The sequence below is a fragment of the Citrobacter sp. CK180 genome, assembly GCF_030333655.1.
GTDB lineage: Bacteria > Pseudomonadota > Gammaproteobacteria > Enterobacterales > Enterobacteriaceae > Citrobacter_B > Citrobacter_B koseri.
The window spans coordinates 56,045-68,191 of the sequence record NZ_JAOWFM010000052.1; the positions used below are offsets into that span (position 1 = coordinate 56,045).

Here is a 12,147-nt window from a genome sequence, read left to right on the forward strand (position 1 = left end):
ATGATTTAGGCTGGAATGTTATTCTGCGGAAATTTGCCGGATGGCGGCGCTGGCGCGCCTTATCCGGCCTACAAGATCCAATGCGTTTATTGGTCCCGTAGGCCTGATAAGCGCAGCGCCATCAGGCACAACGGTTAGTTACTACCAAACATATCCTTGATCCACCCCGCCACGCCGTCGCTGTCTTTCTTCTCCTGCTGCGCCGGTTGCTGCTGTTGAGGCTGCTGTTGCTGCGAAGAAGACTGATCGAACGGATTCCCGGTCGGCTGCTGCTGTTGCATCATTTCGCCCTGCTGGCACAGCGCGTCCGGGTCGGTCGTCCAGACCGGCAGCGCTCGCATTCCACCGCTACAGACGAAATTACCGTCGTAATCAACGCCCATATCCACCACATCTTCCGGCGGCGTCAGCGTCAGCGGCGTTGGCGTTTGGTTCGCCAGATAACGCTGATAAATCGACATCGCGCCGCTGGCGCCGTACAGTTTCGTCGGCTGGTTATTATCGCGACCCACCCAGGTAATCGTCACCTGGCTGCCATCAATCCCTGCAAACCAGGTATCGACATTGTTGTTGGTGGTCCCGGTTTTACCCGCCAGATGCAGGCCCGGATACTTCGCGCCCAGCTGACGCCCGGTGCCGCGCTGCACAACCTGCTGCATCGTCCACAACGTCATATACGCCGCCTGCGCCGGAACCGCGCGCTCAGCCTGCGGGAAGCTCTGATACAGCACCGTACCGTCTTCCGCAATCACCGAACGCAATGCTGACAACGGCGCCCGGTTGCCGCCGCTGGCGATGGTCTGGAACGCTTGCGCCACTTCGATTGGCGTCAGGTTCAGCGCCCCCAGCAGCATGGCCGGAACCGGATGCAGCTGATCTTTCGGCACGCCCAGCTTCATCCAGGTATCGGTGACGGCAGGAAGCCCCAGCGCCATCCCCAGATTCACCGTCGGTACGTTCATGGAGCGCGTCAGCGCGTCCACCAGCATCACTTTGCCACTTTCGCTGTAACGACGGTCATCGTTCTGCGGAGACCAGACCTGCCCGTTCGGCTGACGAAGCGCGATCGGCGCGTCGGCAATCCAGGTGTTCAGGCGATACAGCTTCGGCTGGCTTAACGCCGTCAGATAGGTCGCCGGTTTTGCCAGAGAGCCGATAGAACGGCGCGCCTGCATCGCACGGTTGTACCCGGCGAACTGCGGCTCCGCCCCGCCGACCATCGCACGAACCTCACCGCTGAAGCGGTCTACCACCACAATCGCGGTTTCCAGATCGCTCAGATTGCGCTGTTTCTTCAGCGCCGGAATGCCCTCAACGGCCGCTTTTTCAGCCGCATCCTGCGCCACGGAATCGAAGGTGGTGAAGATCTTCACGCCAGAAAGGTCTTTCACTTTGTCGCCGAGCTTCGCCTGCAACTCCTGACGCACCATCTGCATAAAGGCTGGCTGTGGCGAGATCACCCCGCCGCGCGGCTGCACGCCCAGCGGACGCGCGCTCAGCATGTCGTACAGCTCCTGGTCGATCACCTGCTGTTGTTGCAGCAGACGCAGTACCAGATTACGACGCTCCAGCGCCAGTTTCGGGTTACGCCACGGGTTGTAGATTGACGCCCCTTTCACCATCCCCACCAGCAGCGCCTGCTGATCGAGGCTCAACTCTTCGACCGGACGGCCAAAGTAGTACAGGCTCGCCAGCGGGAAGCCGCGAATCTCGTTATCGCCGCTCTGGCCGAGATAGACTTCGTTCATGTACAGCTCAAGGATCCTGTCCTTGCTGTAGCGCGCATCCATCAGCAGCGCCATGTAAGCTTCGTTCGCTTTACGCCAGTAGGAGCGTTCGCTGGTGAGGAACAGGTTTTTCACCAGCTGTTGCGTCAGCGTACTCGCCCCCTGAACCGTGCGCCCGGCGGTAAGGTTCGCCAGCACCGCACGACCGATGGAATACAGGCTAACGCCATCGTGCTCATAGAAATGACGGTCTTCCGTCGCCAGCAGCGTATCCACCAGCAGATCCGGGAAACCGCTGCGCGGCACGAACAGGCGCTGTTCGCCATTCGGCGAAGAGAGCATGGTGATCAGGCGCGGATCGAGACGGAAGAAACCAAACTGACGGTTGTTATCCATATTCACGATCGTATCCAGATGGCCGCCGTCAAAGGTCAGACGCGCACGCACCTGCCCTTCTTTGCTGTCCGGGAAGTCAAACGGACGGCGGATCATCTCGATGCTGTTCGCCTGCACGGTAAACTCGCCGGGACGCGTCATTTTCGTCACCTGACGGTACTGGGTGGCCTCCAGCAATTTCACCATTTCATTCTTGCTGACGGGCATTTCCGGCTCAAGGTTAACCATCCGGCCATATACCGCCGCAGGAAGCTGCCAGACTTTGCCATCAATACGGCTACGGATTTTTTGATCCAGATAGACGCCGTAAATCGCAATCAGCACGACAAAAACAATCGACAGTTTTAGCAGTAGCCAGAGCCAGCCACGCTTGCCACGAGGCTTACGCCCTTTGCCCTTACCGTTACGCGGCATCGGTTCTTCATCCTCATAGTCATCATCATAATCGTCGTCGTACTCTTCATCTCTGAGTCGACGACGGCTTACCTTTTGTTTCACCGGACGCGGTGGTTTCCCTTTGCGTCCAATTGGCTCGCGGTCATTCCCGGCCATGCTTTTTCTCCGCAACATACAGGCGCAAAGGCCCGATTCTCTGTTCTTCCGTCAGTCAACAGAAGAAGAAATCTCTCAATTTTCTGCCATGTTTATGCCGGATGGCGGCTTCGCCTTATCCGGCCTACATTTGAGCGAGCAGGCCTGATAAGCACAGCACCATCCGGCAGTCATGAATACTTCTTCGTGCGCCGCGTTGGCGCGGTATTCGCCGGATCGTCCGGCCAGACATGTTTGGGATAACGCCCTTTCATCTCTTTTTGTACCTCGCGGTACGCTCCCTGCCAGAACGCGCTTAAATCGCGCGTAATCTGTAGCGGGCGTTGGGCCGGTGAGAGCAACTCCAGCACCAGCGGCACGCGCCCCTGCGCAATAGCAGGCGTATTCGCTTCGCCAAACATCTCCTGCATTCTGACCGCCAGCGCTGGCGGGTTATCTTCGTGATAACGAATGGCTATCCGGCTTCCCGTCGGCACAGTGTAATGCGCGGGCAGCTCACTATCCAGACGTTGCAGCATAGACCAGTCCAGCAGGCCGCGTAACGCCTGGGTAATATTCAGGGCTTTCAGGGCGCGCAGCGTATGAACGCCCGTCATGTGCGGCAGCAGCCAGCTTTCCAGCGTCGCCAGAAGAGAAGCGTCATCAACGGCGGGCCAGTCGTACTCCGGCAACCATTGCGCCGCGCGCAGCAGACGCAGGCGGAACTGTTCAGCCTCCGGCGTCCAGTTGAGCACACTTAGCCCTTTATCGCGAATGCCATTGAGCATCGCCAGGTGCAGTTCCTCTTCCGAAGGCTTAGCCAGCGGCTGAACTTTTACCGTCAGTTGCCCGATACGCATTCGGCGCAGCGCCTTTAACGTTCCCTGCGCGTCGTCCCACTCTACCGTGTCGGACTGCTGCAACAGCGCCGGACATGCCTGAATAAGCGCCTCAATATCCAGCGGTAAAGCCAGCAGAATACGGGCATCCGGCGACGCGCTCCCCTGCAACAGCAACGGTGCGATAAGCCACTCATGGCGACCCAGCGCGTCATCGGCGTCGAGCACCGCGCCCATGCCATTCGCCAGTTGATAGCGCCCTTCCTGACCGCGTCGACGCGCGATACGATCGGCAAACGCCTGCGCAAGCAGCGGCGCCAGCATCGTGCTGTCCACCTCGCAGCCTCGCCCGTTGAGCCGTTTCAGGAGCTGCTGGCTACGCTGCTGCCAGCCCGGTTGCTGGCGCGAAAACGTCACGCTGAGGTCGGTATTGCCCGCGCGCGGCGGTTCCTCCAGAATCGCCGCCAGTTTCGCCGCTGTCGCCTTTTCACTGTCATTGCCGGCGCTGACCAGCATCGCCGCCAGACGAGGGTCGTTGCCAAGCCGCGCCATTTTCTGCCCCGTCGCGCTCAACCGCTCACCATCCAGCGCATTCAGCATCTGCAACAGCCGCCGGGCTGCCTGCACGTTGGCGGCCGGGGGAAGGTCCAGCCAGTTGAGCTGCGCGGGATCGCAGCATCCCCATTGCAGCAGCTCCAGCAATAAACCGGACAGATCGCTTTGTAAAATCTCCGGCTCGCTTTGCGCCGCCGCCCTTTCCGCCTGCTCTTTCGCCAGCAGGTGAACACACACGCCCGGTTCCAGACGCCCGGCGCGTCCGGCTCGCTGCGTCATGGAGGCCTGACTGACGCGCTGGGTAATCAGCCGCGTCAGGCCGGTTCGCACGTCATAGCGCGCCACGCGCTCCTGCGCGCTGTCCACCACCAGACGGATACCTTCGATGGTTAAACTGGTTTCGGCAATATTGGTCGCCAGCACGACTTTGCGCATCCCGCGCGGCGCAGGCAGTATCGCTTTACGCTGCGCCTCCAGAGACAACGCGCCATACAGCGGGCATAACAGCACATCATCCGCCACGCGCGCGGCCAGGTGTTCCTGTACGCGCAGAATTTCCCCAACGCCCGGTAAAAACAGCAGCAGAGAGCCGGTTTCGTGACGCAGCAAATCTGCCGTGGCGATGGCCACCGCCTCATCAAAACGCAGTTGGGCCGGAAGTGACTGGTAGCGACGCTCAACGGGCCAGGCACGCCCCTCAGACACCACCTGCGGCGCATCAGGAAGGCGCTGTTGCAGCTTCCCGTTGTCCAGCGTTGCAGACATGATCAGCAGTTTCAGATCGTCACGCAGCCCTTGCTGCACGTCCAGCAGCAAGGCCAGCGCCAGATCCGCCTGCAAACTACGCTCATGAAATTCATCGAGGATCACCAGCCCGACGCCGTTCAGCTCGGGATCGCGCTGGATCATTCTTGTCAACACCCCTTCCGTCACCACTTCAAGCCGCGTCTGCGGGCCAACACAGCTTTGCGCGCGCATCCGATAACCGACCGTTTCGCCGGGCTTCTCGTTCAGGAGTTCCGCTAGCCGCTGCGCCACATTGCGTGCCGCCAGGCGGCGCGGCTCCAGCAGGATAATCCGCCCCTGAATGCCTTTATGCGTCAGAAACTGCAACGGCAGCCAGGTCGATTTCCCCGCGCCGGTTGGGGCGGTGAGCAAAACCTGGGGCGCGCTTTCAAGCGCGGCAAGTAATTCGGGCAGTACGGCGGCAACGGGCAACGACGTCACAAATGGCTCCAGAGGGTTAACATTCTTCGCGCTGCATTGTAGCATCGCGTTAATTCATAACCGAGTATCCATCATGTCTGAGCCGAAAAGGCTGTTCTTTGCCATTGAATTGCCCGACGAGGTTCGTGAGCAGATCATCGCCTGGCGCGCCGGTCATTTTTCCCCGGACGACGGCAGGCCGGTCGCCGCAGCAAATTTGCACCTGACGCTGGCGTTTTTAGGCGAGGTGAGCGCGAGCAAGCAACAGGCGTTATCACAGCTTGCCGGACGCATCCGTCAGCCGGGCTTTACGCTCAGGCTGGATGACGCGGGCCAGTGGCTACGTTCGCGGGTCGTCTGGCTGGGGATGCGACAGCCGCCGCGCGGGCTGCTGCAACTGGCGAACATGTTACGCGCCCAGGCGGCGCGCAGCGGTTGTTATCAAAGCCCGCAGCCTTTTCATCCGCATATTACGCTGCTGCGTGACGCCAGCCATGCGGTCGCCATTCCAGCGCCGGGTTTTTGCTGGTCGTTTCCGGTCACTGAATTTGCGCTTTATGCCTCGTCGTTCGAACGCGGCCGCACACGTTACACACAACTACAGCGCTGGACGCTTGCCGAATAAAATAGTCTGCAAAAGCAGGCTTTAAGGAAATCACATGCAGTTCTCTCCGCCATTACAGCGCGCCACCTTAATTCAGCGCTACAAACGTTTTTTAGCCGATGTCATTACGCCGGACGGCACGGAATTAACGTTACACTGCCCAAATACCGGTGCGATGACCGGATGCGCCACGCCGGGCGATACCGTCTGGTATTCGACATCAGAAAATACTAAACGCAAATATCCGCACACCTGGGAATTAACGCAAACCCGGACAGGCGCACTTATCTGCGTTAACACCCTGTGGGCAAACAGATTAACGAAGGAAGCGATTCAGAATGAGCAGCTTTCAGAACTTTCAGGCTACAGCCTGTTAAAAAGCGAAGTAAAATACGGCGCGGAACGCAGCCGTATTGATTTCATGTTACAGGCAGATTCCCGACCCGACTGCTATATTGAAGTGAAATCGGTCACATTAGCGGAACAAGAGTATGGTTATTTTCCCGATGCAGTCACCTTACGGGGGCAAAAACACCTTCGGGAACTGATGAGCGTAGCGGCTGAAGGCCATCGCGCCGTGGTGTTATTCGCGGTGCTGCATTCAGCCATTACACGGTTTTCACCCGCGCGGCATATCGATGCAAAATATGCGCAACTATTGATTGAAGCACAGCTAAAGGGGGTAGAAATTCTGGTTTATAAAGCCGAACTTTCTGCCGAAGGTATGACTCTAAAAGAACCGTTACCCATGACTTTATAATGGCGTAAACAATCGGTTAATTAGTATTCTGGTCGCGTACGCAAATACGCTTTTCCTCACAGGGTTGTCAAGTGTTACGTTTAGATAATTGCTATCCTGAAAAGCATCTGCTATTTATAGCGACCTGATTTTTCCCCCGACAATGGGGATCGATAGTGCGTGTTAAGGAGAAGCAACATGCAAGAAGGGCAAAACCGTAAAACATCGTCCCTGAGTATTCTCGCCATCGCTGGGGTGGAGCCGTACCAGGAGAAACCGGGCGAAGAGTATATGAACGAAGCCCAGCTGTCGCACTTCAAGCGTATTCTTGAAGCATGGCGTAATCAACTCAGGGATGAAGTCGATCGCACTGTGACTCATATGCAGGACGAAGCGGCTAACTTCCCTGATCCGGTTGACCGTGCCGCGCAGGAAGAAGAATTTAGCCTTGAGCTGCGTAACCGCGACCGTGAGCGCAAACTGATCAAAAAGATCGAGAAAACGCTGAAGAAAGTGGAAGACGAAGATTTTGGCTACTGCGAATCCTGCGGTGTCGAAATTGGTATTCGCCGTCTGGAAGCGCGTCCAACAGCCGATCTGTGCATCGACTGCAAAACGCTGGCTGAGATCCGCGAAAAACAAATGGCGGGCTAATCCCGTCAGACCGTAGAACGCCGGATGGCGCTACGCTTATCCTGCCTGGCAACAATTCATAGGCCGGATGAAGGGTTTGCGCCGCCATCCGGCAAAATCCGGGCGGGGTTATCTCCCGCCTTATTCTTTTATATTGTCCACCGGTATGACCAACGCACACTATATTGGCCGCTTCGCCCCGTCCCCCTCTGGCGAGCTGCACTTTGGTTCACTGATCGCCGCCCTCGGTAGTTACCTGCGAGCCCGCTCTCAGCATGGGATCTGGCGAGTACGCATTGAAGATATCGATCCCCCTCGTGAAGTTCCCGGTGCCGCAGAGACAATTCTGCGTCAGCTGGAACATTATGGCCTGCACTGGGATGGCGATATATTGTGGCAGTCCCAACGCCATGACGCCTACCGCGACGCGCTCGCCTGGCTGCGCCAGCAGAATTTAAGCTACTACTGCACCTGCCCGCGCGCGCGTATTCAACGCATCGGCGGCGTTTACGACGGCCATTGCCGAACCTTGCAGCATGGGCCGGAAAATGCCGCCGTGCGGATTAAACAGTTCAGCCCGGTGATGCAATTTCATGACGTGCTGCGCGGCGATATCCAGGCCGACCCGCTGCTGGCGCGCGAGGATTTTATTATTCATCGCCGCGATGGTCTGTTCGCCTATAACCTGGCGGTGGTCGTGGACGATCATTTTCAGGGCGTCACGGAAATCGTGCGCGGCGCGGATTTAATCGAACCCACGGTACGGCAAATTTCGTTGTACCAGCAGTTCGGCTGGCGCGCGCCGGACTATATTCATCTGCCGTTGGCGCTCAACGAACAAGGCGCTAAACTTTCCAAACAGAATCATGCCCCAGCCTTGCCGGAGGGCGATCCACGCCCCGTACTCATTGCCGCGCTGCGCTTTCTGGGCCAGAACGCCACGGCGCAATGGCAGGATATGCATACCGACGAATTATTGCAGTATGCGGTGGATAACTGGACGCTTACGACGGTGCCGGAATCGGCAAGTGTAAATCCAGCATTCTCAAATGCGTCTTGCTGAGCTATGATTAGCCGCTATTTTTACGCAGTAACTTGTCCTGATTGATGTTTGACACTACCGAGGTGCACTATTTTTACCCGAGTCGCTAATTTTTGCCGCAAGGTGCTAAACCGCGAGGAGAGCGAGGCCGAGCTTGCCGTCGCCCGTCCACATATGACGGTAATCCCGCGTGAGCAGCACGCTATTTCCCGCAAAGATATCAGTGAAAATGCTCTGAAAGTAATGTACAGGCTCAATAAAGCGGGATATGAGGCCTGGCTGGTTGGCGGCGGCGTACGCGATCTTCTGCTCGGCAAAAAACCGAAAGATTTCGATGTCACCACCAATGCAACGCCGGATCAGGTGCGGAAGTTGTTCCGTAACTGTCGTCTGGTGGGTCGCCGTTTCCGTCTGGCGCACGTCATGTTCGGCCCGGAAATTATCGAAGTGGCGACATTTCGTGGTCACCATGAAGGCAACGACAGCGACCGCGCCACCTCCCAGCGCGGGCAAAACGGCATGCTGCTGCGCGATAACATCTTCGGCTCCATTGAAGAAGACGCCCAGCGTCGCGACTTCACCATTAACAGCCTCTATTACAGCGTGGCGGATTTCACCGTGCGCGATTACGTCGGCGGTATGCAGGATCTGAAAGACGGCGTGATTCGCCTGATCGGCAACCCTGAAACGCGTTACCGCGAAGATCCGGTGCGAATGCTGCGTGCAGTCCGTTTCGCCGCAAAACTCGATATGCGCATCAGCCCGGAAACCGCAGAGCCGATTCCGCGCCTGGCGACCTTACTCAACGATATTCCGCCCGCGCGTCTGTTTGAAGAGTCCCTGAAGCTTCTGCAAGCGGGATATGGTTTCGAAACCTACAAAAAGCTGCGTGAATACAGCCTGTTCCAGCCCCTGTTCCCCACCATTACGCGTTATTTCACCGAAAACGGCGACAGCGCGATGGAGCGCATCATTGCGCAGGTGCTGAAAAATACCGATAACCGCATTCATAACGACATGCGCGTTAACCCGGCGTTCTTGTTTGCCGCCATGTTCTGGTATCCGCTTCTGGAAATGGCGCAGAAAATCGCTCAGGAGAGCGGCCTGGCCTATTACGACGCCTTTGCGCTGGCTATGAACGAGGTGCTGGACGAAGCGTGCCGTTCGCTGGCGATCCCGAAACGCCTCACCACGTTAACCCGTGATATCTGGCAACTCCAGTTGCGGATGTCCCGCCGCCAGGGCAAACGCGCCTGGAAGCTGCTGGAGCACCCGAAATTCCGCGCCGCATACGATCTGCTGGCGTTGCGCGCCGAGGTGGAAAACAACGCTGAACTGCAACGTCTGGCGCAGTGGTGGGGCGAGTTCCAGGTTTCAGCGCCGCCCGATCAGAAAGGCATGCTGAATGAACTGGATGAAGACCCCGCGCCGCGCCGCCGCCATCGTCGTCCGCGCAAACGCGCGCCACGCCGCGAGGGAACCGCGTGACGGTTGCCTATATCGCGCTCGGCAGCAACTTAGCCTCTCCGCTGGAGCAGGTTAATGCTGCCGTGAAGGCTATCGGCGACATCCCGGACAGCCGCATTGTTGCCGTTTCCTCGTTTTACCGTACTCCCCCGCTAGGCCCGCAGGATCAACCCGACTACCTGAACGCCGCCGTTGCGCTGGAAACCCAACTGGCGCCGGAAGAACTGCTCAACCACACGCAGCGTATCGAGTTACAACAGGGCCGCGTTCGCAAAGCCGAACGCTGGGGGCCGCGCACGCTCGATCTCGACATCATGCTGTTTGGTGATGACGTAATAAACACGCCCCGCCTGACGATACCGCACTACGACATGAAAAATCGCGGTTTTATGCTGTGGCCGCTCTTTGAAATCGCCTCCGACCTGGTGTTCCCGGACGGCGTCACGCTGCATCATTACCTCACGCGCCTCGCAGCAGAGAAACCTGCCCACTGGTAAATTGCCCGCCCCTCTTTAGCGTTTACTGCTTTCGGGTTAATCGATTGCTTAAATCCATTGCCCCCATCAATGCTGCTGTTAAAATGCCGGTTAATATGACCTCCACCATCAGGAAACGTTATGAAACCGACGACTATCGCCTTGCTGCAAAAATGTAAGCAAGAGAAAAAGCGCTTCGCGACTATCACCGCCTACGATTACAGCTTTGCCAGACTCTTCGCTGACGAGGGTATCAACGTGATGCTGGTAGGCGACTCGCTGGGCATGACGGTTCAGGGACACGATTCCACCCTGCCTGTTACCGTAGAAGATATCGCTTACCACACGCGTGCGGTGCGCCGTGGCGCGCCTAACTGTCTCCTGCTCTCCGACCTGCCGTTTATGGCCTATGCCACCCCGGAGCAGGCGTTTGAAAACGCCGCCGTGGTGATGCGCGCAGGGGCGAATATGGTCAAAATCGAAGGCGGCGCCTGGCTGGTCGATACGGTAAAAATGCTCACCGAACGCGCGGTGCCGGTGTGCGGCCATCTGGGCCTGACGCCGCAGTCCGTCAATATCTTTGGCGGCTATAAGATCCAGGGGCGCGGCGATGCGGGGCAGGTACTGCTGGATGATGCGCTGGCGCTGGAAGCGGCAGGCGCGCAGTTGCTGGTGCTGGAATGCGTACCGGTTGAGCTTGCTAAACGCGTCACCGAAGCGCTCTCCATTCCGGTCATCGGCATTGGCGCAGGCAACGTAACCGACGGTCAGATCCTGGTGATGCACGACGCCTTCGGCATTACCGGCGGCCACATTCCGAAATTTGCTAAAAATTTCCTGGCGGAAGCAGGCGACATGCGCGCCGCCGTGCGGCAGTATATTGCCGAGGTTGAGTCCAGCGTCTATCCGGGCGAAGAACACAGCTTCCATTAATGGGGTGCTTGTAGGCCGGATAAAACGCCCTGCGTCGCTATCCGGCAAAATGCCTGATGGCGCTACGCTTATCAGGCCTACAAACCACGGTCCATCAGGCAACTTAAGGAGTCTTGTTGTGCTAATTATTGAAACCCTGCCGCTGCTGCGACAGCATATTCGCCGCCTGCGCCAGGACGGTAAACGCATTGCGCTGGTGCCAACGATGGGCAACCTGCACGATGGTCATATGAAACTGGTAGAGGAAGCGAAAGCGCGCGCTGACGTCGTGGTGGTCAGTATTTTCGTGAACCCAATGCAGTTTGACCGCCCGGACGATCTGGTACGCTACCCACGAACGTTGCAGGAAGATTGCGAAAAGCTGAACAAACGCAAAGTGGATTTCGTGTTCGCGCCGGCGCCAGCGGAAATTTACCCGCAAGGCACCGACGGCCAGACTTACGTTGATGTTCCTGGGCTGTCCACCATGCTGGAAGGCGCCAGCCGTCCGGGTCATTTCCGTGGTGTTTCCACCATCGTCAGCAAACTCTTCAATCTCGTCCAGCCGGACATCGCCTGCTTTGGCGAAAAGGACTTCCAGCAACTGGCTTTAATCCGCAAGATGGTGGCCGATATGGGCTACGACATCGAGATCGTCGGCGTACCGATTATTCGCGCCAAAGATGGTTTAGCGCTGAGTTCGCGTAACGGTTACCTGACCGCCGAACAGCGCAAAATTGCTCCCGGCTTAAATAAGGTGATGAACAGCGTCGCCGAGAAATTGCTGGCGGGTAATCGCGATCTGGAAGAGATGATCGCCGTCGCCGAGCAGGAGCTGAATGAAAAAGGCTTCCGCGCCGATGACATTCAGATTCGCGACGCGGACACGCTGCTGGAACTCACCGATAGCAGCAAACGCGCGGTGATCCTGATGGCGGCATGGCTGGGTCAGGCTCGCCTGATCGACAATCAGTCCGTTACATTAACCCAGTAGACAGGGGTTAAAAATCAGGCAATACT

Annotated in this window: 10 protein-coding genes; 8 read left to right on the plus strand and 2 right to left on the minus strand. The window is 57.7% G+C overall.

Annotated elements, in window-relative coordinates; all coding sequences use genetic code 11:
* Positions 1-134 precede the first annotated feature (134 nt).
* Positions 135-2,675: a bifunctional glycosyl transferase/transpeptidase gene (mrcB, locus tag OGV50_RS14005; RefSeq protein ID WP_012134009.1), complete on the minus strand. Its 2,541-nt coding sequence runs from the start codon at positions 2,673-2,675 to the stop codon at positions 135-137.
* A 170-nt stretch (positions 2,676-2,845) separates the two neighbouring features.
* A complete protein-coding gene (gene hrpB / locus OGV50_RS14010) occupies positions 2,846-5,275 on the minus strand; it encodes an ATP-dependent helicase HrpB (RefSeq protein WP_200091444.1) in 2,430 nt (809 codons plus the stop codon).
* A gap of 73 nt (positions 5,276-5,348) precedes the next feature.
* Here hrpB and thpR point away from each other — a divergent pair, with 73 nt between their 5' ends.
* The 8 genes from thpR to panC all read left to right on the plus strand — a co-directional run bounded on the left by thpR (position 5,349) and on the right by panC (position 12,121).
* The gene (thpR, locus tag OGV50_RS14015; protein WP_115626367.1) at positions 5,349-5,879 is read left to right on the plus strand and encodes an RNA 2',3'-cyclic phosphodiesterase; all 531 of its coding nucleotides are present in this window, start codon (positions 5,349-5,351) and stop codon (positions 5,877-5,879) included.
* A gap of 34 nt (positions 5,880-5,913) precedes the next feature.
* Positions 5,914-6,618, plus strand: coding sequence for a DNA/RNA nuclease SfsA (sfsA, locus tag OGV50_RS14020; RefSeq protein WP_012134013.1), 705 nt, complete (start codon positions 5,914-5,916; stop codon positions 6,616-6,618).
* Positions 6,619-6,795: 177 nt separating this feature from the next.
* Positions 6,796-7,251, plus strand: coding sequence for an RNA polymerase-binding protein DksA (gene dksA, locus OGV50_RS14025; protein ID WP_001155232.1), 456 nt, complete (start codon positions 6,796-6,798; stop codon positions 7,249-7,251).
* Between the two features lie 145 nt (positions 7,252-7,396).
* Positions 7,397-8,293, plus strand: coding sequence for a tRNA glutamyl-Q(34) synthetase GluQRS (gene gluQRS / locus OGV50_RS14030; RefSeq protein ID WP_012134014.1), 897 nt, complete (start codon positions 7,397-7,399; stop codon positions 8,291-8,293).
* 69 nt (positions 8,294-8,362) lie between these two features.
* Complete coding sequence (gene pcnB, locus OGV50_RS14035) at positions 8,363-9,760, plus strand: polynucleotide adenylyltransferase PcnB (protein ID WP_204267647.1); 1,398 nt, start codon at positions 8,363-8,365, stop codon at positions 9,758-9,760.
* Positions 9,757-10,236, plus strand: a complete 480-nt coding sequence (gene folK, locus OGV50_RS14040) for a 2-amino-4-hydroxy-6-hydroxymethyldihydropteridine diphosphokinase (protein ID WP_200091441.1) — start codon at positions 9,757-9,759, stop codon at positions 10,234-10,236. The genes pcnB and folK overlap by 4 nt, the downstream gene beginning before the upstream one ends.
* A 120-nt stretch (positions 10,237-10,356) precedes the next feature.
* On the plus strand, positions 10,357-11,148 hold the full coding sequence (gene panB / locus OGV50_RS14045) for a 3-methyl-2-oxobutanoate hydroxymethyltransferase (protein WP_012134017.1): 792 nt from the start codon (positions 10,357-10,359) through the stop codon (positions 11,146-11,148).
* A gap of 118 nt (positions 11,149-11,266) precedes the next feature.
* Positions 11,267-12,121, plus strand: a complete 855-nt coding sequence (panC, locus tag OGV50_RS14050) for a pantoate--beta-alanine ligase (protein WP_024130695.1) — start codon at positions 11,267-11,269, stop codon at positions 12,119-12,121.
* The last annotated feature ends 26 nt before the right edge of the window (positions 12,122-12,147 follow it).